Raw genomic sequence first — 24,980 nt, forward strand, 5'->3', positions numbered from 1 at the left:
CAGGCGTTCACGCCGCCATCCGGCAACACGGTTTTGTGAGTCACATTTTTTGGTAGACAAGGAGAGGCGCGTGAGGCGATTGCCGGGGATATTACTGCTCACTGGAGCCGCATTCGTTGTCATCGCAGCGCTGCTGGTCAGTGGGCTGCGCCTGGCGCTACCTCATCTTGACAGTTGGCGGCCTGTCATCCTTGGCAAGATTGAATCCGCCACCGGTCTGCCGGTTTCCGCCAGTGAGCTTTCCGCAAGTTGGCAAAATTTCGGTCCTACGCTTGAAGCGCGCGATATCCATGCGCAGCTAAAAGACGGTGGCGAATTTTCGGTAAAGCGCGTCACGTTAGCGTTGGATGTCTGGCAAAGCTTACTGCACATGCGCTGGCAGTTCCGCGACCTCACCTTTTGGCAATTGCAACTGCGCATCAATACCCCCATCCAGCACAGTGAAAGCGGTGACGGAATTGAAGCCGGCCACCTCAGTGATCTCTTTCTGCGTCAGTTTGATCATTTCGATCTGCGCGACAGCCAGATTAGTTTCTTAACCCTCTCTGGCCAGCGTGCAGAACTGGCGATCCCCCAGCTTACGTGGCTGAACGGTAAAAACCGCCATCGTGCAGAGGGCCTGGTCAGTCTCTCCAGTCTGACCGGGCAGCACGGTGTTATGCAGGTGCGTATGGATTTGCGTGACGATGACGGGCTGTTGAATAACGGTCGGGTCTGGCTGCAAGCCGATGACATCGACGTCAAACCGTGGCTGAGTAAATGGATGCAGGATAATGTTGCGCTGCAAACTGCGCGTTTCAGCCTGGAAGCCTGGATGACGATTAGCAAAGGGGTCGTTTCCGGCGGTGATGTCTGGCTGAAAAAAGGCGGGGCAAGTTGGCTGGGTGATGAGCATACTCACACGCTCTCTGTCGATAACCTGACGGCGCACATTACCCATGAAGGACCGGGCTGGCAATTCTCGATCCCTGACACCCGTATCACCATGGACGATAAACCCTGGCCGAGCGGGGCATTAACGCTGGCCTGGGTCCCTGAGCAGGAAGTCGGTGGTGAGAATCATAAACGCAGCGATGAGTTACGCATTCGTGCCAGTAACCTGGAATTGGCTGGGTTGGAGGGGCTGCGCCCGATGGCGGCCAGGATATCGCCTGCACTGGGTGATATCTGGCGGGCCACGCAGCCGAGCGGAAAGATAGATGTGCTGGCGTTGGATATCCCACTGCAGGCGACAGAAAAAACTCGCTTCCAGTCCTCGTGGAGCAATCTGGCCTGGAAACAGTGGAAGCTGCTACCAGGGGCTGAGCATTTCTCCGGTACGCTTGCGGGCAGCGTTGAAAATGGTGCACTCACCGCTTCGATGAAGCAAGCTAAAATGCCGTACGAAACCGTTTTCCGCGCACCGCTGGAAATAGAGAACGGCGTGGCGACGCTAAGCTGGCTGAAGAATGAGAAAGGCTTTCAGTTAGACGGGCGCAACATTGATGTGAAAGCGAAAGCGGTACGTGCGCGCGGTGGTTTTCGCTATCTGCAACCCACTGGAGATGAACCGTGGTTAGGTATTCTGGCTGGCATCAGCACCGACGACGGCTCCCAAGCCTGGCGCTACTTCCCGGAAAATCTGATGGGCAAAGACCTGGTTGACTACCTCAGTGGCGCTATTCAGGGCGGCGAAGCGGATAACGCCACGCTGGTGTATGGCGGTAACCCGCATCTGTTCCCGTATCTGCATAATGAGGGGCAATTTCAGGTCCTGGTGCCGCTACGCAACGCGAAATTTGCTTTCCAGCCCGACTGGCCTGCGCTTACTGACCTCAATATTGAACTGAATTTCATTAACGACGGTCTGTGGATGAAGACGGATAGCGTTAATCTGGGCGGCGTGAAGGCCAGTAATCTGACGGCCAATATCCCCGACTATGCCAAAGAAAAACTGCTGATTGATGCCGATATTAACGGACCAGGCAAGGCGGTCGGACCTTATTTTGATGAGACGCCGCTGAAGGATTCCCTCGGCGCCACGCTAGAGCAGTTGCAGATTGACGGCGATGTGAATGCTCGCTTACATCTGGATATTCCGCTAGACGGCTCGCTGGTTACCGCGAAAGGTGATGTCAACCTGCGTAATAACAGCCTGTTTATTAAACCGCTCGACAGCACGCTGAAGAATTTGAACGGTAAATTCAGCTTTATCAATGGCGATTTAAAGAGCGAGCCGATGACGGCGAACTGGTTTAATCAGCCGCTGAACGTCGACTTTTCCACGACCGAAGGGGCGAAAGCCTATCAGGTAGCCGTGAATCTGCAAGGTGACTGGCAGCCAACCCGTATGGGGATTTTACCGGCGCAGGTCAACGATGCGTTAAGCGGCAGCATGGCGTGGAATGGCAAGGTAGGTATCGATCTCCCGTATCATGCGGGGCCGACTTACGACATAGAGATAAAAGGCGACCTGAAGAATGTAAGTAGTCACTTACCTTCTCCCCTGAATAAGGCTGCCGGTGAGGCGTTGCCGGTTAACGTTAAGGCCAACGGCAATCTGCGCAGTTTTGATCTGACCGGCAACGCGGGCAGTAAGAATCACTTTAACAGCCGCTGGTTGCTGAATCAGAAACTGACGCTTGACCGCGCAATCTGGACGTCGGAAAGCCGTACCGTGCCCGCGTTACCCGATCAACAAGGCATTGAGCTTAATCTTCCCCCTATGGATGGGGCGCAATGGCTGGCTTTGTTCCAGAAAGGTGCTGCGGATAACGTTGGGACCAACGCCAACTTCCCTCAGCGCATCACGGTACGTACGCCAGCGTTATCCCTGGGTGGCCAGCAGTGGAATAATTTAAGTATTGTGTCTGAGCCGTCAATCAATGGCTCCACCGTGCAGGCGCAGGGCCGCGAAATTAACGCCACGCTGGCGATGCGCAATAACGCGCCGTGGCTGGCCAATATTAAGTATCTTTATTACAACCCAAGTGCGGCAAAACCGTCACCGAATAGTACGCCCGCTTCGCCGTTTTCCACCATCGACAACGTCAGCTTCCGTGGCTGGCCGGATCTTCAACTACGCTGTGCCGAGTGCTGGATGTGGGGACAGAAATACGGTCGTATTGACGCCGATGTCGCGATTAAAGGCGACACGCTCACCTTGAGTAACGGCCTGTTGGATACCGGTTTTGCCAGACTGACCACCGACGGCGTGTGGGTGAATGCGCCGGGCAAGGAGCGGACGTCGCTGAAGGGTAAACTGAGTGGCAATAAAATTGACTCCGCGGCCAACTTCTTTGGCGTATCGACCCCGATTCGCAACTCTTCGTTCAACGTTGAGTACGATCTGCACTGGCGTAACCCGCCGTGGGATCCAGATTTAGCTTCGCTGAATGGCATTTTGCGTACCCGCCTGGGCAAAGGTGAGCTTACAGAACTCAGTACCGGTCATGCGGGACAACTGTTACGCCTGTTAAGCTTTGATGCGTTGCTGCGTAAACTGCGCTTTGATTTCAGCGATACCTTCAGCGAAGGCTTCTATTTCGACTCGATTCGCAGCACGGCGTGGATCAAAGATGGCGTGATGCATACTGATGATACGCTGGTGGACGGTCTGGAAGCCGATATTGCGATGAAAGGCTCGGTGAACCTGGTACGCCGGGAGTTGAATATGGAAGCGGTGGTCGCGCCAGAGATTTCTGCCACCGTAGGGGTTGCCGCTGCGTTTGCCGTCAACCCGATTGTTGGTGCGGCGGTGTTTGCTGCCAGTAAGGTATTGGGACCGCTGTGGAGCAAAGTGTCGATTCTGCGCTATCGCATCACTGGTCCGATCGATAAGCCACAGATCAACGAAGTTCTGCGTCAGCCGCGCAAAGAAAGCCAGCAATGATTTGACGGGGGCGAGTAATTGCCCCAATCTCACTACATAGATCTTCTACCGCAGTAACTAATGAGTAGCAAAACGATGAGTCTGAACCTGGTAAGTGAACAATTGCTAGCGGCGAATGGCCTGAAACATCAGGATCTGTTTGCCATCCTGGGCCAACTGGCCGAACGCCGCCTTGATTACGGCGATCTCTATTTTCAGTCGAGCTATCACGAATCCTGGGTTTTAGAAGACCGCATCATTAAAGATGGTTCTTACAATATCGATCAGGGCGTTGGCGTGCGAGCCATCAGCGGCGAAAAAACAGGGTTTGCCTATGCAGACCAGATTAGCCTGCTGGCGCTGGAACAAAGTGCTCATGCCGCTCGTACCATCGTGCGTGACAACGGTGATGGCAAAGTAAAAACGCTGGGGGCGGTGGAGCACCAGGCGCTTTATACCTCAGTTGATCCCCTGCAGAGCATGAGTCGTGAAGAGAAGCTGGATATTCTGCGCCGCGTAGACAACGTGGCGCGTGCCGCAGACAAGCGCGTTCAGGAAGTGACCGCCAGTCTGACCGGTGTTTATGAACTGATTCTGGTGGCGGCGACCGACGGTACGCTGGCCGCTGACGTCCGTCCGTTGGTGCGTTTGTCGGTAAGCGTACAGGTTGAAGAGGATGGCAAGCGTGAACGCGGCGCCAGCGGTGGCGGCGGGCGTTTTGGCTATGACTATTTCCTTGCCAATCTCGATGGCGAAGTCCGTGCTGACGCATGGGCGAAAGAGGCCGTACGCATGGCGTTGGTTAACCTCTCTGCGGTGGCCGCGCCTGCCGGTACGTTGCCGGTGGTGCTCGGCGCTGGCTGGCCTGGCGTTCTGCTGCATGAAGCGGTCGGTCATGGTCTGGAAGGTGACTTTAACCGCCGTGGCACGTCGGTATTCAGCGGTCACATGGGTGAACTGGTGGCATCAGAATTGTGTACCGTGGTGGATGACGGCACAATGGCGGACCGTCGTGGTTCCGTGGCTATCGATGACGAAGGTACGCCGGGTCAGTACAACGTGCTGATCGAAAATGGCATTCTGAAAGGCTATATGCAGGACAAACTCAATGCGCGCCTGATGGGAGTCGCGCCAACGGGTAACGGTCGCCGTGAATCTTACGCGCACCTGCCGATGCCGCGTATGACTAACACCTATATGCTGCCGGGGAAATCCACGCCGCAGGAAATCATCGAATCCGTTGAATACGGTATTTATGCACCTAACTTCGGCGGCGGCCAGGTGGATATCACCTCCGGGAAATTTGTATTCTCGACGTCCGAAGCGTATCTGATTGAGAACGGTAAAGTGACCAAACCGGTGAAAGGCGCAACGTTAATTGGCTCCGGTATCGAAGCGATGCAGCAGATTTCGATGGTGGGTAACGACCTGAAACTGGATAACGGGGTTGGCGTGTGCGGTAAAGAAGGGCAGAGCCTGCCGGTGGGCGTGGGCCAGCCCACGCTGAAGGTGGATAACCTGACCGTGGGTGGCACCGCATAACATCATGATGTATGCCCGATAAGCACCAGTGCGATCGGGCACCTTTCCGGATGCGGCGTCAATGCCTTATCCGGCCTACACTTTTTTTATTTCTCTTTTCCCCGACCGTACATTCCCTGGAATAGCTTCGCCACATCGACAAAATAGTCTGTCAGATAGTTAATCACTACCTGCACCTTGAGTGGCAATTTGTCTTTTTCGGTATACAGCGCGTAGACCGGACGCGGATCCGACTGGTAGCGGGGAAGCAGGATCTCCACTTCGCCACGATTGATCTCATTGATCACCCACATCAGCGGTACATAGGCAATGCCCGTGCCTGCGGCCAGCCAGCGTACCAGCGTCATCGGATCGTTAGTCACAAAGCGCCCCTCTGGGATCAGGCGGGTGGAGATGCCCTCCGGAGCGATAAGCTCGAATTCATTATCCGGGCGCACGCTGTATTCCAGCCACGAGTGGTTGCTGAGATCGGCGGGTTTCTCCGGGGCGCCAAACTGCGCGAGATAGCTTTTCGCGGCGCAGACCACCATCGGCATAGCTCCCAAACGGCGTGAAAACAGGCTGGAGTCCTGCAACGCGCCGACGCGGATAACTACGTCCAGACCATCCGCGATTAAATCCGGGGCCGGAATGCCGGTTACCAGATTTACCGTCAATCCCGGATACTCTTTCAGCATCGTGGCGGTCAACCCGGCGAGGACATTTTGTGCCATAGTTGAAGAGCAGCCAATGCGCAGGGTACCGATAGGCGTGTTGTTAAAGGCATAAAGTTGCTCGTGAACATCCTGTGCTTCGTGCAGCATCCGGCGGCAGCCCTGATAATAAATTTTACCGGCTTCAGTTAGCCCAATGCTGCGCGTACTGCGGTTTAGCAGCTTGACCTGTAACTCATCTTCCAGTTTGGAGACCGTCTGGCTTATTGATGAAACGCTCATTTGTAGCTGTCTTGCGGCGGCGGTGAAGGAGCCCAGTTCGACAACTTTGGCGAACACCGACATACGTTTTAATCGTTCCATTGTTCACTCTGACTTAAAAGTGATTTAGATCACATAATATAGATAACAGCATAACAGTTACGTTAATATATTATTATTCAAATAACGGCTATGTCGCTCTCGCCTGGCTCATCCTCGCCCTTCTCTGCGGTGACATACGCTAGAAAAACTATCATCTGCACTCTCTTACGTTACCAAGGTCAACATGAGTCTGTTTCCCGTTATCGTGGTGTTTGGTTTGTCCTTCCCACCGATTTTTTTCGAATTACTTTTGTCACTGGCGATTTTCTGGCTGGTGCGTCGGGTGCTGGTTCCGACTGGTATCTATGATTTTGTCTGGCATCCGGCTCTGTTTAACACCGCGCTGTATTGCTGTCTGTTCTACTTAACAACGCGCCTGTTCGTTTGAGGTTGAAGTGAAAACACTAACAAGAAAACTCTCCCGCACGGCCATTACCGTGATACTGGTCATTCTGGCCTTCATCGCCATTTTCCGCGCATGGGTGTTCTACACCGAGTCGCCGTGGACGCGTGATGCCCGTTTCAGCGCCGATGTTGTCGCCATTGCGCCGGATGTTGCGGGCCTTATTACCAACGTTAACATCCATGATAACCAACTGGTGAAAAAGGATCAGATCCTGTTCACCATCGATCAGCCACGCTATAAGAAAGCCCTTGAACAGGCTGAAGCTGATGTCGCTTATTATCAAGTTCTGGCGCAGGAAAAACGCCAGGAGGCCGGTCGTCGTAACCGACTTGGCGTGCAGGCCATGTCTCGTGAAGAGATCGATCAGTCAAACAACGTCCTGCAAACCGTATTACACCAGCTTGCGAAGGCACAAGCGACCCGCGACCTGGCGAAATTAGATCTGGAGCGTACCGTTATCCGCGCGCCAGCAGATGGCTGGGTGACTAACCTGAACGTCTATAGCGGCGAATTTATTACGCGCGGGTCCACGGCGGTGGCGTTAGTCAAACAGCATTCTTTCTATGTGCTGGCGTATATGGAAGAAACCAAACTGGAAGGCGTTCGTCCTGGGTATCGCGCTGAAATCACCCCGCTTGGCAGTAATAATGTGCTGAAGGGGACTGTTGATAGTGTGGCGGCTGGCGTAACGAATGCCAGCAGCACGCGGGACGCCAAGGGTATGGCGACCATTGATTCCAATCTTGAATGGGTGCGTCTGGCGCAGCGTGTGCCGGTACGAATTCGCCTTGATGAGCAGCAGGGAACCTTGTGGCCTGCCGGGACGACCGCGACCGTCGTCATTACCGGCAAGCAGGATCGCGATGCCAGTCAGGAATCTTTCTTCCGTAAAATGGCGCACCGCCTGCGCGAATTTGGTTAATCGCGATGGGTATTTTCTCCATTGCCAATCAGCATATCCGCTTTGCGGTAAAACTGGCCTGCGCGATTGTACTGGCGCTGTTCGTTGGCTTTCATTTCCAGCTTGAGACCCCGCGCTGGGCGGTGCTGACCGCGGCCATTGTGGCGGCAGGTCCGGCCTTTGCCGCTGGTGGAGAACCTTATTCAGGTGCTATCCGCTATCGCGGCATGCTGCGTATTGTCGGGACATTTATCGGCTGTATTGCCGCACTGATCATTATCATCAGCATGATCCGCGCCCCGCTATTGATGATCCTGGTGTGTTGTGTTTGGGCCGGTTTTTGTACCTGGATCTCATCGTTAGTGAAGATCGAAAACTCCTATGCCTGGGGGCTTTCAGGCTATACGGCGCTGATCATCGTCATTACTATTCAGGCTGAACCGCTGCTGACGCCGCAATTTGCGCTCGAACGCTGTAGTGAAATTGTGATGGGCATTGTCTGTGCCATTGTTGCTGACCTGCTCTTTTCGCCCCGTTCGGTGAAACAGGAAATTGATGTCGAACTGGATAGCCTGCTGGTAGCGCAATATCAGCTTATGCAGCTGTGCATTAAGCATGGCGACAGTGAGGAAGTGGACAAGGCCTGGGGAGATTTAGTCAGGCGAACGGCGGCGCTGGAAGGGATGCGTAGTAACCTGAATATGGAGTCCTCGCGCTGGGTGCGGGCTAACCGCAGACTCAAGGCATTGAATACGTTGTCGCTCACGCTCATCACGCAGTCCTGCGAAACCTATCTAATTCAGAACACCCGACCAGAATTGATCACCGATACCTTCCGTGAGTTGTTCGATACGCCGGTTGAAACGGTACAGGATGTCCATAAACAGTTGAAGCGGATGCGTAGGGTGATTGCCTGGACCGGAGAACGTGACACACCTGTCACAATTTACACCTGGGCTGGGGCGGCAACACGCTATTTGTTACTTAAACGTGGAGTTGTCAGCAACACCAAAATTAGCGCTATCGAAGAAGAGATCCTGCAAGGTGAACCGGTGGTAAAAGTGGAATCTGCCGAGCGCCACCATGCGATGGTTAATTTCTGGCGCACCACACTTTCATGTGTGCTGGGAACCTTATTCTGGCTGTGGACCGGTTGGACATCCGGCAGCGGTGCAATGGTGATGATTGCGGTTGTTACCTCTCTGGCAATGCGTTTGCCTAACCCGCGTATGGTGGCGATAGACTTTATATACGGCACATTGGCGGCGTTACCGCTCGGGGCACTCTATTTCCTGGTGATTATCCCTAATACCCAGCAAAGTATGTTGTTGCTGTGTCTGAGCCTGGCGGTGCTGGGTTTCTTTCTGGGGATCGAGGTACAGAAAAGGCGATTGGGATCGATGGGGGCGCTGGCCAGCACGATTAATATCATCGTGCTGGATAACCCGATGACGTTCCACTTTAGCCAGTTTCTTGACAGTGCGCTGGGGCAGATTGTTGGCTGTGTACTGGCATTTATCGTCATTATGTTGGTGCGTGATAACTCTCGTGACAGAACGGGCCGCGTGTTGCTCAACCAGTTTGTCTCGGCGGCGGTTTCTGCGATGACCACCAACGTGGTTCGTCGAAAAGAAAACCATCTTCCGGCGCTTTATCAGCAGCTGTTTTTGCTAATGAACAAATTTCCCGGCGACCTGGCGAAGTTTCGCCTGGCGCTGACCATGATCATCGCGCATCAGCGCCTGCGCGATGCGCCGGTACCGGTAAACGAGGATCTCTCCGCATTCCATCGCCAGCTTCGCCGCACTGCCGATCACGTGATTTCTGCAGGAAACGACGACAAGCGGCGACGTTACTTTAGTCAGTTGCTGGAAGAGCTTGAGATCTACCAGGAGAAATTAATCATCTGGCAAGCACCACCGCAGGTTACCGAGCCGGTAAAACGACTCAGTGGGATGCTACATAAGTATCAACATGCGCTGACCAGCAATTGAATGTGAGAAACCGACGATAAAAACGTCGGTTTTTTTATGGCTATACTTACCTGAAAATGCAGGAAGTCTCTGCATATTATTGGTTCGTAGAGTGACAGTGACTGGCGTCGGGATGGTGGCTATAGATGAACATCTATACATTTGATTTTGACGAGATAGAAGACCAGGGTGATTTCTATCGCGAGTTTACGCGCACGTTCGGTCTCGCCAGGGAAAAGGTGGTTGATTTAGATTCTTTGTGGGAGGTGGTTATCGGGGAAGTCTTACCGTTGCCGCTGGAGATTGAATTTGTTCATTTGCCGGACAAGCTACGCAGACGATATGGTGCGCTGATTTTACTGTTCGATGAAGCGGAAGAAGAGCTGGAAGGGCAGTTGCGCTTTAATGTTCGGCATTCAATATAAGGCATAAAAAAGCCCCCGGCAGGCGGGGGCAAGTCGTCGGACTGAGACGACGAGGGTTTATTTGTAGAGTTCTGCAGTAGCATGCCAGTGAGCGCCTTCACGGAGCTCGGTAACGCGATAGCTGCTGGCACCCGCTTTTTCAGCTTTAGCAGCGATGGCCTGACGCATATCCATTGGTGAGCTACCGATCTGAGATACGGAGATGCTACCCATGGATTGCAGGTTCTGTGCTTCTTGTGAGTTCACCTGAGTAACCGCGGCGCTTGCACCGAAAGAGAGAACAGAAAGAAGGCTTAAGGTTGCAATAGTCGTTTTGATTTTCATGATTTTTACCTCGTCGAATTCTTTTATAGGGGTCTGCGTTTCGTGACCCTCATCACAAAATCAAGTATACACTAATAACCTGATAAATTAATACCACGCTAATTGTTTCTGCTGGTATTTGGTGTTAAGAAATGGTTTTTTTATAACCAAATGGAATTAAAAAGAGTGTTTTTGACATCTTTAAATAAATAAATTCAATCAAATCATAATGATATGAATTTTTGCAAAATGTGCGTTTTAAAGTATTCGTATTCACTACGTGAATGGTTTTTGATGGTTAAACGCACCATTTGTTAAACGAGTTGTAGTGGAAAATAGAGGGAAGAGGGAGAAAACAGAGTTTTTTCCCCGTCGCGAGGCGACGGGGAGGAGGCACTATAGTTCTTGTTCGAACAGTTCCAGAATGGCTTCGTACAAATCTTTTACCGTAAATCCCTTCGCTGGGGTGGTGAAGATAGTATCGTCACCGGCAATCGTACCCAGAATACCTTCCGCTTTCCCCAATGAGTCCAGCAGACGTGCAATCAACTGAGCAGCGCCGGGGCTGGTATGAATAACCACGACCGCATCGTTGTAGTCTATATCCAGTACCAGATTTTTTAGCGGGCTGGAGGTTGTCGGTACCCCTAACTCTGCTGGCAGGCAGTAAACCATTTCCATTTTCGCATTGCGTGTACGCACGGCGCCGAACTTGGTCAGCATGCGAGAAACCTTGGACTGATTGATATTATCAAAGCCCTGATCCTGCAACGCCAGGACAATTTCGCCCTGAGAGCTGAACTTTTCTTCTTTAAGCAGCGCTTTAAACGCCTTGACTAATTCTTCTTGTTTTGCCGAGCTTCGCATAAGTCACCCGTAATATGGCAGTAGAAACAACATTATTGTGCATACAGATGAATTTTTATGCAAACGGTCTGCCTTGTTCAAGGCTGAAATAATGTTATGAAAGAGCGGAATTTTATCAAATTTCGTTATCAAGAAACATGCCTGTGTCACGGCTCGCAAATAAGGTTAAAAGTAAATTAAATGTTATCAAATTGATGTTGTTTTGAGAGGCGGGTAGGGTATATTGTCAGCACCTGTTGGAAAGTTGCTCTACTGTGCGGGTGGTTTTGAATTACGTAACTTAGGTTTTATTTTACGTAAGTTAAATGCATAAAAGCCAAATTTGCGTGACTACGCATTCTTGACGCGTGGTTGTTGTATTCGTTGGATTTGTGAATTAAGGTCGCCGCCGCGGAGCAATAGACACTTTGCTTATCAATATAATAAGGAGTTTAGGATGAAAGTTGCAGTCCTCGGCGCTGCTGGTGGTATCGGTCAGGCGCTAGCATTACTGTTAAAAACCCAACTGCCTTCAGGTTCAGAACTCTCCCTGTACGACATCGCTCCAGTAACGCCTGGTGTGGCCGTTGATTTGAGCCATATCCCTACTGCTGTGAAAATCAAAGGCTTTAGCGGCGAAGACGCTACCCCTGCACTGGAAGGTGCTGATGTGGTGCTGATCTCCGCTGGCGTCGCACGTAAACCGGGTATGGATCGTTCCGACCTGTTCAACGTTAACGCCGGTATTGTGAAGAACCTGGTGCAGCAGGTTGCTAAAACCTGTCCGAAAGCGTGTATCGGTATCATCACCAACCCGGTTAACACGACGGTTGCTATCGCTGCAGAAGTACTGAAAAAAGCAGGCGTATACGATAAGAACAAACTGTTTGGCGTGACCACGCTGGACATTATCCGCTCCAACACCTTTGTGGCGGAACTGAAAGGCAAGCAGCCAGGCGACGTTGAAGTCCCGGTTATTGGCGGCCACTCTGGCGTGACCATTCTGCCGCTGCTGTCACAAATTCCTGGCGTAAGCTTCACCGAGCAAGAAGCGGCTGACCTGACCAAACGTATCCAGAATGCGGGTACTGAAGTTGTGGAAGCTAAAGCTGGTGGCGGATCTGCAACCCTGTCTATGGGTCAGGCTGCAGCACGTTTTGGCCTGTCACTGGTTCGCGCACTGAGCGGCGAAAAAGGTGTGGTTGAATGTGCTTACGTTGAAGGCGACGGCCAGTATGCTCGCTTCTTCTCTCAGCCGCTGCTGCTGGGCAAAAACGGCGTAGAAGAACGTCAGTCTATCGGCAAGCTGAGCGCGTTTGAGCAAGCTGCGCTGGAAGGTATGCTGGATACGCTGAAGAAAGATATCACTCTGGGCGAAGAGTTCGTTAAATAACGAACTGCCAGAAAGTAAAAAACCGGAGCACTGGCTCCGGTTTTTTTATATCCGCGTTAGTTGGTTGCCGGATATTCCTGAATCGTGACCTGCAGCGTCAACTGCTTATCATCGCGCATCACGACCACGGAGATAACCGAGCCTGGGCGAATCTCTGCCACCTGATCCATTGTTTCCAGCGCTGACACCGCTGGCTTATTATTGACCGAAATAATCAGATCGTTAACCTGTATGCCAGCCCGCGCTGCCGGACCATCCGGGGACACTTCGTTAACCACAATTCCCTGAATTTGATCCATGCCGCCGCCCTGGGCGTGCAGTGGCGCTATTTCGCGACCGCTGATGCCGATGTAGCCGCGAATCACGCGTCCGTCACGAATCAGCTTATCCATGATTTTGGTTGCCAGTTGAAAAGGAATAGCAAAACCGATCCCTTCCGGGGTTTCGCCATCGTTGCTTTTATCAAATGACAGGGTGTTAATACCCATCAACTCACCCAACGAGTTAACCAGCGCACCACCGGAGTTGCCGTGGTTGATGGAGGCATCGGTTTGCAGGAAGTTTTGCCGCCCCGTCGGGTTCAGGCCAATACGACCGGTGGCGCTGATAATCCCCTGAGTGATGGTTTGCCCGAGGTTGTAAGGGTTACCAATGGCGAGAACCACATCGCCGATGTGCGGTACGCGTTTGTTATTAATCGGAATTGTCGGCAGTCCGCCAGTCGCGTTGATTTTCAGCACCGCAAGGTCGGTTAACGTATCAGAACCCACAAGTAGCGCTTCAAATACACGGCCATCCTGCAATGCGACGATGATTTGGTCAGCATCATTAATGACGTGCTTGTTGGTAATGATATAGCCGCGCTGATCCATGATAACGCCTGAGCCGAGCGTGCGGATCTCAAGCTGGTTATGCGCTGTGCTGTTCATACTGCGGTTATAAACGTTAACGACGGCAGGCGCTGCGCGGCGAACAGCCGGGTTATAACTGGCGGGTGTTTCATCTGCACTGTCGAACTGCGGTGCGGTAAGCGTATTAATTTTGCGCAACGAGGGCATCGCGGCCAGCAGAATAGCGCCGACGATTAAACCAATCGCGACCGAACGTAAAAGCTTCACAAACATGATGGCGGCGTCATTAATAAAGGGAACGGCAGCAGCATATCACGAGTTTACCGGACATCACACGGGGGGCTGATGTCCGGTTACAGGCGTTAACGCAGGAGCAGGTAAATACTTTCGTTACCGCGAACCACCTGCAGAGCAATAATCGACGGTTTCGCTTCCAGCACTTTGCGCATTTCAGCGATTGAGTTTACGCGATCGCGGTTAACGCCAATGATAACGTCATCTTTATGCAGGCCGGCCTGCGCGGCTGGGCTGCTTTTTTCGACGTTATCAATTTTAATGCCTTTGGTGCCGTCTTTTAACTGTCCGTCGCTGAGCGTAGCACCTTGCAACGCAGGCGCAATCATCTCCGCGCTGGCGGACGATGATGTACTGGTGTCCAGGGTGACCTCAACCTCCAGCGGTTTACCGTTACGCAGCAGACCCAGTTTGACCTTGGTGCCAGGTTCGGTTGTCGCAATGCGTGAACGCAGTTCGGCGAAGCTGTTGAGCGGTTTGCCGTTGAGGCTGGTAATGACGTCGCCAGACTTCACTCCCGCTTTTGCGGAACCGGAGTTAGGCAGAACCTCGCTGACAAACGCGCCGCGCTGCACGTCCAGTTTGAACGCTTTGGCGATATCGGCGGTCATTTCGGTGCCTTTAATCCCCAGCAGGCCACGTTTGATTTCACCAAACTGCATCAACTGCTGCGCCAGCGTACGCGCCATGTTGCTCGGAATTGCAAAGCCAATACCGATGCTACCGCCACCGGGAGCCAGAATAGCGGTGTTAATGCCAATCAGCTCACCGTTGAGGTTAAGCAATGCACCGCCGGAGTTACCCCGGTTGATGGAAGCGTCCGTCTGAATAAAGTTTTCCAGACCTTCGAGGTTCAACCCGCTACGACCCAAAGCCGATACAATGCCTGAGGTGGCAGTTTGCCCCAAACCAAACGGGTTACCCACGGCTACCGCGAAATCACCCACGCGGAGTTTGTCGGAATCGGCAATGGCTATTTGCGTCAGGTTGCTGGGATGCTGAATTTGTAGCAGAGCGATATCGCTCTGATCGTCGCTGCCAATAAGCTTTGCGTCGAACTCACGACCATCATTAAGCTGAACGCTGATTTTTTGCGCCTGATTAATAACGTGGTTATTGGTCAGGACGTAGCCTTTGGCGGCATCAATAATAACCCCGGAACCCAGCCCTTCAAAAGGTTGGGAAGGTTGGTCGGGAAGTTCATCACCAAAAAACTTTTTGAACTCTTCCGGGACTTTCTGCTCCTGAGTGGCGGTGCCTTCGACCCTTACGCTCACCACGGCAGGTAACACTTTCTCCAGCATCGGGGCGAGACTGGGGAGCGCAGCCTGACCGGGAACCTGGCCGGGAATCGACGCAACGGCCGGGAATGGCGCCGAGAGAGTTAACCCGACACTTAACGCTAATGCACTCAACAGCTGGGTTTGTTTTTTCATGGATCCTGCTCTCGTACCTTGAGTAAACGGAAGATGATTCAAAACAGTTTGATGTTATTGAATTTTCGGTTTGGTCACAATGAGGCTAACGACTAAATAATAGCTGGGACGGGAAGAGAAGCGGAGGGCGCAATTGCTGCGCCCAATAAATTTCTTAACGATGTGCGGTTAGTCGCGCTTTACGCCGCTACGCAGCAGGCCAGAAGCCCCTTCAGAATAGTCACGCGGCATTTGAACCGGAGCCTGATCGTTGCCAGCTTCGGACTCTGCCAGACGATTACGGAACGGGTTGTTTTCCGGTGACATACCCGGCAGCAGGTTGCTGGAGCTTTTCGCCATATGCTGGTAGATCTGACGATAATCGTCCGCCATGTTATCCAGCAATTCAGCGCTGCGGGCAAAGTGGCTCACCAGCTCTTCGCGGTACTCTTCCAGCTCAGCTTTATTTTTTTCCAGTTCGTACTGCAATGCCTGCTGTTGGCGTAATTTACGATTACCAAAACGCATGGCTACAGCACCAATAATGATACCGACGACTAACCCAATTAGCGCATATTCCCAGGTCATGAACATCTCCCGTTGTCTTGTGTTTCCGTAGGGTGTTGGCTTTAGGCTCCATGCCTGCGCCTGATTATGCCACTATAACCGCTAATTCCGTAGAAGTGGAATCCCGTGTTTATATCACGTAATGTAGAACGGCCTTTTTTTCGTCAACCGTGAGCGACGGCACATCGATTCTCAAGGAATAACAATAACATCATGCAAAGCCTTTCTCCGACATCGCGTTACCAGCAAGCCCTCAAAGATGGCAGTCATCAGCCCGACAACGTACAACAAGAAGCCGTGAATCGATTGGAAACCATTTTCCAGGCGCTTTCGACGCCGGCGCGTCCTGTGCCACAGGAGAGTGGACTGATGGCGCGTTTTGGCAAATTGCTGGGTAAGCGCGAGTCGCCGACTAACCCGCCGGTGCGTGGGCTGTATATGTGGGGCGGCGTCGGGCGCGGAAAAACCTGGCTGATGGATCTGTTCTACCATAGCCTGCCGGGCAGGCGTAAACAGCGTTTGCACTTTCACCGTTTTATGTTGCGCGTCCATGAGGAGCTTACCGCCCTGCAGGGGCAGAGCGATCCGCTGGAAATCATTGCCGACCGTTTTAAGGCCGAAACGGACGTGCTGTGCTTTGACGAATTTTTTGTTTCTGACATCACCGATGCCATGCTGCTCGGCGGCCTGATGAAGGCACTATTTGCCCGCGGTATTACGCTGGTCGCGACCTCCAATATTCCGCCAGATGAACTGTATCGCAACGGTTTGCAACGCACGCGTTTTCTTCCTGCTATTGATGCTATCAAACAGCATTGTGACATTATGAATGTTGATGCTGGCGTCGATTATCGTCTGCGCACCTTAACCCAGGCGCATTTGTGGTTGTCACCACTGAATGAGGAAACCCGCCAGCAGATGGATAAGCTCTGGCTGGCATTGGCGGGAACGAAAGGCGAGCATGCGCCGACGCTGGAAATCAATCATCGCCCTATGCAGACGCTGGCCGTCGAAAACCAAACGCTGGCGGTGTCGTTCACTACGCTCTGTGTCGATGCGCGTAGCCAACATGACTACATTGCGCTGTCGCGTCTGTTTCATACGGTGCTGTTGTTTGATGTACCGGTCATGACGACGCTGATGGAGAGTGAGGCGCGGCGTTTTATCGCGCTGGTGGATGAGTTCTATGAGCGTCACGTCAAGCTGGTGGTCAGCGCGGCGTCGCCACTCTATGAAATTTATCAGGGCGAGCGTCTGAAGTTTGAATTTCAGCGCTGTTTGTCGCGCTTGCAGGAGATGCAAAGCGAAGAGTATCTGAAGCGGGAACATTTAGCCGGTTAAACCTGCCGCAAATCACATAAAGGGGTCGATCTTTGACCCTGACTTCTCTATAATCTTGCGACCCCACGTTACGAGAGAGTTTTTTTCCCAAAACTTTCTATGCGCCGGCATAGGCTATTCGAAGGGGTAGGTTTGCTGGACAATGTCGTGTGAACCTCAACTGACAAAACGTTTGGGTGTTCACCAACGTGTAACTTATTTATTTGGGTAAGCTTTTAATGAAAACTTTTACAGCTAAACCAGAAACCGTAAAACGCGACTGGTATGTTGTTGACGCGACCGGTAAAACTCTGGGCCGTCTGGCTTCCGAACTGGCTCTGCGCCTGCGCGGTAAGCACAAAGCGGAATACACTCCGCACGTAGATACCGGTGATTACATCATCGTTCTGAACGCTGACAAAGTTGCTGTAACCGGCAACAAGCGTACTGACAAAGTGTACTATCACCACACCGGCCACATCGGTGGTATCAAACAAGCGACCTTTGAAGAGATGATTGCTCGCCGTCCTGAGCGTGTGCTTGAAATCGCGGTTAAAGGCATGCTGCCAAAAGGCCCGCTGGGTCGTGCTATGTTCCGTAAACTGAAAGTTTACGCTGGCAACGAGCACAACCACGCGGCACAGCAACCGCAAGTTCTTGACATCTAATCGGGATTATAGGCAATGGCTGAAAATCAATACTACGGCACTGGTCGCCGCAAAAGTTCCGCAGCTCGCGTTTTCATCAAACCGGGCAGTGGTAAAATCGTAATCAACCAACGTTCTCTGGAACAGTACTTCGGTCGTGAAACTGCCCGCATGGTAGTTCGTCAGCCGCTGGAACTGGTCGACATGGTTGAGAAACTGGATCTGTACATCACTGTTAAAGGTGGTGGTATCTCTGGTCAGGCTGGTGCGATCCGTCACGGTATCACCCGCGCTCTGATGGAGTACGACGAGTCCCTGCGTGGCGAACTGCGTAAAGCTGGCTTCGTTACCCGTGATGCTCGTCAGGTTGAACGTAAGAAAGTCGGTCTGCGTAAAGCACGTCGTCGTCCTCAGTTCTCCAAACGTTAATTGTATTCTGCTTCGGCAGACGACAATTTGCGAAAAAACCCGCTTCGGCGGGTTTTTTTATCGTTATTTCTCGCCGTAGAACCACGGCAATCCGCTAATTGCCACCTCTTTTTCCCCATTTCAAGAATCGACTCACCACAACGGTCACAAAATCTGGTAAACTATCATCCAATTTTCTGCCCAAATGTCCGGTATCGCTCATTTTTTGTTTGTATTTTGAACAGCAATGACTTTCCGAGCCTGGGTGACATCACTTCTGGCTGGCCACTGAGTGGCTGGTAGCAGTAAAAATTCTGAATATACCTGGAGGTTTTCATGGCTGTCGCTGCCAACAAACGTTCGGTAATGACGCTGTTTTCTGGTCCTACTGACATCTATAGCCATCAGGTCCGCATTGTGCTGGCTGAAAAAGGTGTTAGTTTCGAGATTGAGCATGTGGAGAAGGACAATCCACCTCAGGATCTGATCGACCTCAACCCGAATCAGAGCGTACCGACACTGGTGGATCGTGAGCTGACCCTGTGGGAATCTCGCATCATTATGGAATATCTGGATGAGCGTTTCCCGCATCCACCGCTGATGCCGGTTTACCCGGTTGCGCGTGGTGAAAGCCGCCTGTACATGCAGCGTATTGAAAAAGACTGGTACACGCTGATGAACGTCATCGTGAACGGGTCTGCTTCTGAAGCCGAAGTCGCGCGTAAGCGTCTGCGCGAAGAACTGCTGGCAATTGCGCCGGTATTTGGCCAGAAACCTTACTTCCTGAGCGATGAGTTCAGCCTGGTAGATTGCTATCTGGCGCCGCTGCTGTGGCGTTTACCGCAGCTGGGTATTGAATTCAACGGTGCAGGTTCGAAAGAACTGAAAGGGTACATGACTCGCGTCTTTGAACGTGACTCTTTCCTGGCTTCTCTGACTGAGCCTGAACGTGAAATGCGTCTGGGCCGGGGTTAACCTGTATGGATTTGCCACAGCTAACACCACGCCGTCCGTATCTGCTGCGCGCATTCTATGAGTGGTTGTTAGACAACCAGCTCACGCCGCATCTGGTGGTGGATGTGACGCTCCAGGACGTGCAGGTTCCGATGGAATATGCACGTGACGGGCAAATTGTTCTGAACATTGCACCGCGTGCGGTGGGCAATCTGGAACTGGCTAACGACGAAGTGCGCTTTAACGCGCGCTTTGGTGGTGTGCCGCGTCAGGTTTCAGTGCCGCTGGCTGCCGTCCTGGCAATTTATGCTCGTGAAAATGGCGCCGGTACGATGTTCGAGCCGGAAGCCGCCTACGACGAAGATGTCGCCAGCTTAAATGATGACGACAACGACGCGTCTGGTTTTGAGAGTGAAACGGTCATGTCGGTCATTGATGGCGATAAGCCTGACAATGGCGACGACAACGAACCAGATGACACACCGCCGCCACCTCGCGGTGGGCGTCCAGCGCTGCGCGTAGTGAAATAAATAGTGAAATAAAAAAACAGGCCCTTGGGGCCTGTTCTGTTTTCTGGTTTCGGGATCAGTAAAACAGCGCGATGGTGACTATCATATTCACCACAAATCCCACCGCCATTGGGATGGCTGTACGTTTTACCACCTCAAAGGGCGACACGCCGGCAATACCCGACGTCACCACAATGACCGCGGTAATGGGTGACACCGCTCTGGCGAGCGTAGTAGCAAAATGCATCGGCATAATCATCACTACCGCAGGAATATGCAGCCCGGCGGCAATATCCGGAATCAGGCTGGCAAAAGACATGAATGGCGCGTTGCCTGATCCCATGACGATCGCGCAGGTGGCGATGACCACGGCCATGATGATCATCACGCCGATGCCGCCAAGGCCGGAATGCTCTGCACCTTTTATCACGGCGTCGACAGTGCCGATTGTCGTTAACCCTTTCGCAAAGATCTCCCCGGCAACCACCAGCGTGACAACGTTGGCGAACTGCGTCCCCATACCGTCAAAAAAAGCCTGCACATCATCCATCGTTTCGCGCAGATCATGTTTATGCAGGAATTGAACAAACATCGTGAGCGTCATGCTCATCAGCATTACCACCACCAGATTCAGCTCTGCTTTCATTAGCCCCATCTGTGCCAGGGCAAGCGAGCCCAGCATCAGGATCAGCGGCATGACGGGTAAAATGGCGTAATAGAGTGGAGGTACGTTTTCCAGTGCTTTTTGTTCAGTGAATCCGTTGTAGTCCGGTACTGTTTCTTTATCAAATTGCCGCTGAACGAAAAAATGCGCAATGGCGACGGCGATGATGACGCACGATGCGACGGGTAACTGATAATGAAAGAAATAGGTGGCGATTTTCATACCTGCGACCTGCGCGGCAAAAATCGAGTTGGTTTCCAGAATGCCCCATTCAATGGACATTGAGGTAGCAATGACGGCCACCGCAGACAAACGGCTCACGCCAAGGCTGACCAGCGTTGGGAACAGCGTCACCATCAGCAGCATACCTAACCCGGATGCACTGGTAATGAACTGCGCCATGATCTGACCAATCACATAAGTGGCGGCAAGAACAACATAGGGTGAGCGGATTAGCTTAAGCGGACGGCTTAACAGGCTAACCATCGCTCTGCTGGCTCCCATCCTGTCCATATAACGGGCATAACCGCCCACTGCCATGATGGATAACCCCAGTCCGGCCGCCCGATTGGAGAGCATACGCAGAATTTCGTTGTAAATATCGATCAGCAGATAGCCGCTGCTCTTGTCGTCAGCGACCAGCGCGCCGTAGCCCAGCCAGACACCGCAGATCATCAGGAATATCCCCGCGGCCGCCAGCACGACCTGCGGTTTGTAGTTTTTGAGGATCAGGTAACCCATCGTTAATAAAACGATAACAGAAATAATGATGCCGAACATTGTTTCACTCCATGCCAGAGAAGAAGATAAATCCGGTAATAACGCTGTTATGTAAACGGATGTTATATTTTTTTGAGCGTTTTTTATGGAGTGGATATCTTGTTTTTAATTCGATCTTTAAATTATTTATCGTTATAAAATAGATGGTTATGATAATTTGTCATGTTCATATTCATAAATTTCAAAAAGTGAATAGAGTGCCGTTAAATTAAATATATGCAGAATGATTAAACTGAATAAAATATATTTATTGCAGATATGACCAATAAGCTGTTCAGCCCGAATGACCATCATTTCACCCTGCTTTCGATCCTGTGATAGGATAAACCCGCTGTTGTTTGTTACCACGACTTAGCTGAATGGGCCCTATGAACGCATTTGATTCGCAAGCTGAAGACTCTCCATCCGCCATTGGCCGTAGCTTACGCAATCGCCCGCTGGCGCGTAAAAAACTGTCTGAAATGGTTGAAGAAGAACTGGAGCAGATGATTCGTCGTCGGGAATTTGGCGAGGGCGAACAGTTGCCGTCTGAGCGAGAGCTGATGACCTTCTTTAACGTGGGCCGTCCTTCTGTACGAGAAGCGCTGGCGGCGTTAAAGCGCAAAGGTCTGGTACAAATCAACAACGGTGAGCGCGCCCGCGTTTCGCGTCCTTCTGCTGATACTATTATCAGCGAGCTCTCTGGTATGGCGAAAGATTTCCTCGCGCATCCCGGCGGCATTGCCCACTTCGAACAGCTGCGATTGTTCTTTGAATCCAGCCTGGTACGATATGCCGCCGAACATGCGACGGACGAGCAAATCGACAAACTGGCGAAGGCGCTGGAGATCAACAGTCAGTCGCTCGATGACAATGCGTTGTTCATTCGCTCGGACGTTGATTTTCACCGCGTACTGGCGGAGATCCCGGGCAATCCCATCTTTATGGCGATCCACGTCGCGCTGCTGGATTGGCTGATTGCCGCACGTCCGACCGTCCCTGATCGGGAATTGTACGAGCATAATAGTGTGAGTTATCAACAACATATTTCTATTGTTGAGGCTATTCGTCAGCATGATCCTGATGAAGCCGACCGCGCATTACAAGAACATCTCAACAGCGTTTCTGCCACCTGGCACGCCCTCAGTAAAAACAAAAAATTGCGTAAGTGATCGCGATCCCGACGATCGTTTAAACACAAAATCATTCAAGTTGCATCAATGCGGCAAGAGAGCGAGCACCCTGGAGCATAGATAACTATGTGACAGGGGTGATCGAACGCAGCCAACGCAGAGGCGGCTCGAAGGATGAAGTGTTTAGTGAGGTAGATCGCAATATAAGCGTTCTGTATTGTATTGCTGCTTATTTGATCTGGTATAACAGGTATAAAGGTATGTAGTCAGATAACACTAATCATCCTCAGAGGTCGTTATGGCAAGAAATTTAAAAGGCGTAATGCCAGCGTTGTTAACTCCATTCGATAACCAACAGAAACTGGACATCGAGAGCTTGCGCCGTCTGGTGCGTTTCAATATTGGGCAGGGAATAGATGGGCTGTATGTCGGTGGCTCAACGGGTGAGGCCTTTGTCCAAAACCGCGCTGAAAGAGAGCAGGTACTGGAAATTGTTGCCGAAGAAGCAAAAGGCAAGGTGACGCTGATCGCCCATGTCGGCACAGTGAGTACCGAAGAGAGCCAGCAGCTGGCGAGCGCTGCGCATCGCTACGGGTTTGATGCGGTTTCGGCTGTCACGCCATTTTACTATCCGTTCAGCTTTGAAGAGCACTGCGATCACTACCGCGCAATTATTGATTCCGCCGATGGCTTACCGATGGTGGTCTATAACATCCCGGCACTGAGCGGCGTAAAACTGACGCTGGATCAGATCAACACGCTGGTGACGTTGCCGGGCGTTGGTGCGCTGAAGCAAACCTCAGGCGATCTCTATCAGATGGAACAGATCCGCCGCGCTCACCCCGATCTGGTGCTTTACAACGGCTATGATGAGATCTTCGCTTCTGGTCTGTTGGCGGGTGCAGATGGAGGTATCGGTAGTACCTACAACATCATGGGATGGCGTTACCAGGGAATTGTGAAAGCGCTCAAAGAAGGCGACATCCGGACGGCACAAAAGCTGCAAACCGAGTGCAATAAGGTTATCGATCTGCTCATTAAAGTTGGCGTGTTCCGCGGCCTGAAAACGGTACTGCACTATATGGACGTGGTTTCTGTTCCGCTGTGCCGTAAACCATTTGCCCCGGTAGATGAACAATATTTGCCGGAACTGAAAGCGCTGGCAAACCAACTGTTGGCGGAAAAGGCGTAATCGCGGGTCGCCGGGGCGCTTCGCTTGCCCGGCCTGGATATTTCGGCCGTGGCCGGATAAGGCAAAGCCGCCATCCGGCTCAACAACAAAGATCGTCGGGAGAGTAAAATGAGTACTTCTACCCAGAGCATCCCGTGGTATCGACATCTCAATCGGGCACAATGGCGGGCATTTTCCGCCGCCTGGCTGGGATATTTGCTTGATGGTTTTGATTTTGTATTAATCGCCCTTGTACTGACAGAAGTACAAGGCGAATTCGGACTGACGACGGTGCAGGCGGCCAGTCTGATCTCCGCCGCCTTTATCTCCCGCTGGTTTGGCGGATTAATGCTGGGGGCGATGGGTGACCGTTACGGACGTCGCCTGGCGATGGTCACCAGCATCATTCTGTTCTCAGTGGGGACGCTGGCCTGCGGCTTCGCACCGGGCTACACCACTATGTTTATCGCCCGCCTGGTTATCGGTATGGGAATGGCCGGCGAGTACGGTTCCAGCGCGACTTATGTTATTGAAAGCTGGCCTAAGCATCTGCGAAATAAAGCCAGTGGCTTCCTGATTTCCGGTTTCTCCGTTGGCGCGGTGATCGCCGCGCAGGTTTACAGCCTGGTGGTTCCGGTCTGGGGATGGCGCGCGCTGTTCTTCATCGGCATTCTGCCAATTATCTTCGCCCTCTGGCTGCGTAAAAATATCCCGGAAGCGGAAGACTGGAAAGAGAAACACGAAGGCAAAGCGCCGGTGCGCACGATGGTGGACATACTCTACCGGGGCGAACATCGGGTTATCAATATTCTGATGACCCTCGCCGCCGCTACCGCGCTGTGGTTTTGCTTTGCAGGCAACCTGCAAAATGCAGCTATCGTAGCGGTCCTTGGCCTGATATGTGCTTTTATTTTCATTAGCTTTATGGTGCAAAGCAGCGGGAAGCGCTGGCCGACAGGCGTCATGCTAATGGTGGTCGTGCTGTTCGCCTTCCTCTATTCATGGCCTATTCAGGCGTTGTTGCCAACCTATCTGAAAACCGAACTGGCTTATGATCCGCACACGGTTGCCAATGTCCTGTTCTTTAGCGGATTTGGCGCGGCGGTCGGTTGTTGCGTCGGTGGTTTTCTTGGTGACTGGCTGGGCACGCGCAAGGCCTACGTTTGCAGTCTGCTGGCTTCACAGTTGCTGATTATTCCGGTATTTGCGATTGGCGGCTCAAACGTCTGGGTGCTGGGTTTGCTGCTGTTTTTCCAGCAAATGCTTGGTCAAGGGATCTCCGGGATCTTACCAAAACTGATTGGCGGCTATTTCGATACCGACCAGCGTGCGGCTGGTCTGGGCTTCACCTACAACGTGGGTGCGCTGGGCGGGGCTTTGGCGCCGATCATCGGGGCGCTGATTGCGCAGCGTCTGGATCTGGGCACTGCGCTGGGATCGCTCTCTTTCGGCCTGACATTTGTGGTTATCCTGCTGATTGGTCTCGATATGCCGTCCCGCGTACAGCGCTGGCTACGTCCTGAAGCGATACGTACGCATGATGCCATTGATGGTCGACCGTTTAGCGGGGCTGTGCCGTTCGGCGGTGACAAAAGCACCATGATGAAATCCAAAAGTTAATCCGATTGCCCGG

The 24,980-nt window shown here is 52.3% G+C and carries 22 protein-coding genes; 15 read left to right on the forward strand and 7 right to left on the reverse strand.

Features of this window, described 5'->3' with window-relative positions; translation table 11 throughout:
* The first annotated feature begins 70 nt into the window (after positions 1-70).
* Positions 71-3,871, forward strand: a complete 3,801-nt coding sequence (yhdP, locus tag NMD08_RS02490) for an AsmA2 domain-containing protein YhdP (protein WP_151217890.1) — start codon at positions 71-73, stop codon at positions 3,869-3,871.
* A 75-nt stretch (positions 3,872-3,946) separates the two neighbouring features.
* On the forward strand, positions 3,947-5,392 hold the full coding sequence (gene tldD, locus NMD08_RS02495) for a metalloprotease TldD (protein ID WP_151217912.1): 1,446 nt from the start codon (positions 3,947-3,949) through the stop codon (positions 5,390-5,392).
* Between the two features lie 86 nt (positions 5,393-5,478).
* On the opposite strand, the gene aaeR is transcribed toward tldD, so the two are convergent.
* Positions 5,479-6,408 carry an HTH-type transcriptional activator AaeR gene (gene aaeR, locus NMD08_RS02500; protein WP_151217889.1) on the reverse strand — a complete coding sequence of 310 codons (930 nt, stop codon included), beginning with the start codon at positions 6,406-6,408 and terminating at the stop codon, positions 5,479-5,481.
* 184 nt (positions 6,409-6,592) lie between these two features.
* Between aaeR and aaeX the strand changes: the two genes are divergently transcribed.
* From aaeX to NMD08_RS02520, 4 genes are all read left to right on the forward strand, one after another.
* Positions 6,593-6,796, forward strand: coding sequence for a p-hydroxybenzoic acid efflux pump operon protein AaeX (aaeX, locus tag NMD08_RS02505; protein WP_151217888.1), 204 nt, complete (start codon positions 6,593-6,595; stop codon positions 6,794-6,796).
* Between the two features lie 7 nt (positions 6,797-6,803).
* Positions 6,804-7,736: a p-hydroxybenzoic acid efflux pump subunit AaeA gene (aaeA, locus tag NMD08_RS02510; protein WP_003025174.1), complete on the forward strand. Its 933-nt coding sequence runs from the start codon at positions 6,804-6,806 to the stop codon at positions 7,734-7,736.
* A 5-nt stretch (positions 7,737-7,741) separates the two neighbouring features.
* A complete protein-coding gene (gene aaeB / locus NMD08_RS02515; protein WP_151217887.1) occupies positions 7,742-9,709 on the forward strand; it encodes a p-hydroxybenzoic acid efflux pump subunit AaeB in 1,968 nt (655 codons plus the stop codon).
* A gap of 125 nt (positions 9,710-9,834) precedes the next feature.
* A complete protein-coding gene (locus NMD08_RS02520) occupies positions 9,835-10,113 on the forward strand; it encodes a hypothetical protein (RefSeq protein WP_151217886.1) in 279 nt (92 codons plus the stop codon).
* A gap of 57 nt (positions 10,114-10,170) precedes the next feature.
* Here the strand turns inward: NMD08_RS02520 and yhcN are convergent, their stop codons facing one another.
* Together yhcN and argR are read right to left on the reverse strand one after the other, a co-directional pair.
* Positions 10,171-10,437, reverse strand: a complete 267-nt coding sequence (gene yhcN, locus NMD08_RS02525; protein WP_003025165.1) for a peroxide/acid stress response protein YhcN — start codon at positions 10,435-10,437, stop codon at positions 10,171-10,173.
* Between the two features lie 375 nt (positions 10,438-10,812).
* The gene (gene argR / locus NMD08_RS02530) at positions 10,813-11,283 is read right to left on the reverse strand and encodes a transcriptional regulator ArgR (protein WP_003025162.1); all 471 of its coding nucleotides are present in this window, start codon (positions 11,281-11,283) and stop codon (positions 10,813-10,815) included.
* Between the two features lie 436 nt (positions 11,284-11,719).
* Between argR and mdh the strand changes: the two genes are divergently transcribed.
* The gene (mdh, locus tag NMD08_RS02535; protein WP_003025158.1) at positions 11,720-12,655 is read left to right on the forward strand and encodes a malate dehydrogenase; all 936 of its coding nucleotides are present in this window, start codon (positions 11,720-11,722) and stop codon (positions 12,653-12,655) included.
* A gap of 56 nt (positions 12,656-12,711) precedes the next feature.
* Here mdh and degS read toward each other — a convergent pair whose 3' ends face one another.
* The 3 genes from degS to zapG all read right to left on the reverse strand — a co-directional run bounded on the left by degS (position 12,712) and on the right by zapG (position 15,803).
* A complete protein-coding gene (gene degS, locus NMD08_RS02540; protein WP_151217885.1) occupies positions 12,712-13,779 on the reverse strand; it encodes an outer membrane-stress sensor serine endopeptidase DegS in 1,068 nt (355 codons plus the stop codon).
* 89 nt (positions 13,780-13,868) lie between these two features.
* On the reverse strand, positions 13,869-15,236 hold the full coding sequence (degQ, locus tag NMD08_RS02545) for a serine endoprotease DegQ (RefSeq protein WP_278238587.1): 1,368 nt from the start codon (positions 15,234-15,236) through the stop codon (positions 13,869-13,871).
* A gap of 168 nt (positions 15,237-15,404) precedes the next feature.
* Entirely contained in the window at positions 15,405-15,803 is a 399-nt protein-coding gene (zapG, locus tag NMD08_RS02550; protein ID WP_151217884.1) for a Z-ring associated protein ZapG, read from the reverse strand.
* 192 nt (positions 15,804-15,995) lie between these two features.
* Here zapG and zapE point away from each other — a divergent pair, with 192 nt between their 5' ends.
* From zapE to sspB, 5 genes are all read left to right on the forward strand, one after another.
* A complete protein-coding gene (zapE, locus tag NMD08_RS02555; protein ID WP_151217883.1) occupies positions 15,996-17,123 on the forward strand; it encodes a cell division protein ZapE in 1,128 nt (375 codons plus the stop codon).
* Between the two features lie 218 nt (positions 17,124-17,341).
* Positions 17,342-17,770 carry a 50S ribosomal protein L13 gene (rplM, locus tag NMD08_RS02560; RefSeq protein ID WP_003025141.1) on the forward strand — a complete coding sequence of 143 codons (429 nt, stop codon included), beginning with the start codon at positions 17,342-17,344 and terminating at the stop codon, positions 17,768-17,770.
* Between the two features lie 15 nt (positions 17,771-17,785).
* Entirely contained in the window at positions 17,786-18,178 is a 393-nt protein-coding gene (gene rpsI / locus NMD08_RS02565; protein WP_003025138.1) for a 30S ribosomal protein S9, read from the forward strand.
* Between the two features lie 315 nt (positions 18,179-18,493).
* A complete protein-coding gene (sspA, locus tag NMD08_RS02570) occupies positions 18,494-19,132 on the forward strand; it encodes a stringent starvation protein SspA (RefSeq protein WP_003025132.1) in 639 nt (212 codons plus the stop codon).
* Positions 19,133-19,137: 5 nt separating this feature from the next.
* A complete protein-coding gene (gene sspB / locus NMD08_RS02575; protein WP_151217882.1) occupies positions 19,138-19,641 on the forward strand; it encodes a ClpXP protease specificity-enhancing factor in 504 nt (167 codons plus the stop codon).
* Between the two features lie 55 nt (positions 19,642-19,696).
* On the opposite strand, the gene dcuC is transcribed toward sspB, so the two are convergent.
* On the reverse strand, positions 19,697-21,064 hold the full coding sequence (gene dcuC, locus NMD08_RS02580; RefSeq protein ID WP_370619461.1) for an anaerobic C4-dicarboxylate transporter DcuC: 1,368 nt from the start codon (positions 21,062-21,064) through the stop codon (positions 19,697-19,699).
* A 359-nt stretch (positions 21,065-21,423) separates the two neighbouring features.
* On the opposite strand from dcuC, the gene nanR reads away from it, so the two are divergent.
* The 3 genes from nanR to nanT all read left to right on the forward strand — a co-directional run bounded on the left by nanR (position 21,424) and on the right by nanT (position 24,967).
* On the forward strand, positions 21,424-22,215 hold the full coding sequence (gene nanR / locus NMD08_RS02585; RefSeq protein WP_151217881.1) for a transcriptional regulator NanR: 792 nt from the start codon (positions 21,424-21,426) through the stop codon (positions 22,213-22,215).
* A gap of 259 nt (positions 22,216-22,474) precedes the next feature.
* On the forward strand, positions 22,475-23,368 hold the full coding sequence (gene nanA, locus NMD08_RS02590; protein ID WP_121585117.1) for an N-acetylneuraminate lyase: 894 nt from the start codon (positions 22,475-22,477) through the stop codon (positions 23,366-23,368).
* Between the two features lie 108 nt (positions 23,369-23,476).
* Positions 23,477-24,967, forward strand: a complete 1,491-nt coding sequence (nanT, locus tag NMD08_RS02595) for a sialic acid transporter NanT (protein WP_187253333.1) — start codon at positions 23,477-23,479, stop codon at positions 24,965-24,967.
* Positions 24,968-24,980: the final 13 nt, after the last annotated feature.

It is taken from the genome of Citrobacter meridianamericanus (assembly GCF_041320245.1).
In the GTDB taxonomy this organism is placed as follows: domain Bacteria; phylum Pseudomonadota; class Gammaproteobacteria; order Enterobacterales; family Enterobacteriaceae; genus Citrobacter; species Citrobacter meridianamericanus.

Bases quoted from the DNA above. Each gene is read 5' to 3' on its own strand.
- tldD (WP_151217912.1), top strand. From the start codon at position 3,947: ATGAGTCTGAACCTGGTAAGTGAACAATTGCTAGCGGCGAATGGCCTG.
- aaeR (WP_151217889.1), bottom strand. From the start codon at position 6,408: ATGGAACGATTAAAACGTATGTCGGTGTTCGCCAAAGTTGTCGAACTG.
- aaeX (WP_151217888.1), top strand. From the start codon at position 6,593: ATGAGTCTGTTTCCCGTTATCGTGGTGTTTGGTTTGTCCTTCCCACCG.
- aaeB (WP_151217887.1), top strand. From the start codon at position 7,742: ATGGGTATTTTCTCCATTGCCAATCAGCATATCCGCTTTGCGGTAAAA.
- NMD08_RS02520 (WP_151217886.1), top strand. From the start codon at position 9,835: ATGAACATCTATACATTTGATTTTGACGAGATAGAAGACCAGGGTGAT.
- yhcN (WP_003025165.1), bottom strand. From the start codon at position 10,437: ATGAAAATCAAAACGACTATTGCAACCTTAAGCCTTCTTTCTGTTCTC.
- argR (WP_003025162.1), bottom strand. From the start codon at position 11,283: ATGCGAAGCTCGGCAAAACAAGAAGAATTAGTCAAGGCGTTTAAAGCG.
- mdh (WP_003025158.1), top strand. From the start codon at position 11,720: ATGAAAGTTGCAGTCCTCGGCGCTGCTGGTGGTATCGGTCAGGCGCTA.
- degS (WP_151217885.1), bottom strand. From the start codon at position 13,779: ATGTTTGTGAAGCTTTTACGTTCGGTCGCGATTGGTTTAATCGTCGGC.
- degQ (WP_278238587.1), bottom strand. From the start codon at position 15,236: ATGAAAAAACAAACCCAGCTGTTGAGTGCATTAGCGTTAAGTGTCGGG.
- zapG (WP_151217884.1), bottom strand. From the start codon at position 15,803: ATGACCTGGGAATATGCGCTAATTGGGTTAGTCGTCGGTATCATTATT.
- zapE (WP_151217883.1), top strand. From the start codon at position 15,996: ATGCAAAGCCTTTCTCCGACATCGCGTTACCAGCAAGCCCTCAAAGAT.
- rplM (WP_003025141.1), top strand. From the start codon at position 17,342: ATGAAAACTTTTACAGCTAAACCAGAAACCGTAAAACGCGACTGGTAT.
- rpsI (WP_003025138.1), top strand. From the start codon at position 17,786: ATGGCTGAAAATCAATACTACGGCACTGGTCGCCGCAAAAGTTCCGCA.
- sspA (WP_003025132.1), top strand. From the start codon at position 18,494: ATGGCTGTCGCTGCCAACAAACGTTCGGTAATGACGCTGTTTTCTGGT.
- sspB (WP_151217882.1), top strand. From the start codon at position 19,138: ATGGATTTGCCACAGCTAACACCACGCCGTCCGTATCTGCTGCGCGCA.
- dcuC (WP_370619461.1), bottom strand. From the start codon at position 21,064: ATGTTCGGCATCATTATTTCTGTTATCGTTTTATTAACGATGGGTTAC.
- nanR (WP_151217881.1), top strand. From the start codon at position 21,424: ATGGGCCCTATGAACGCATTTGATTCGCAAGCTGAAGACTCTCCATCC.
- nanA (WP_121585117.1), top strand. From the start codon at position 22,475: ATGGCAAGAAATTTAAAAGGCGTAATGCCAGCGTTGTTAACTCCATTC.
- nanT (WP_187253333.1), top strand. From the start codon at position 23,477: ATGAGTACTTCTACCCAGAGCATCCCGTGGTATCGACATCTCAATCGG.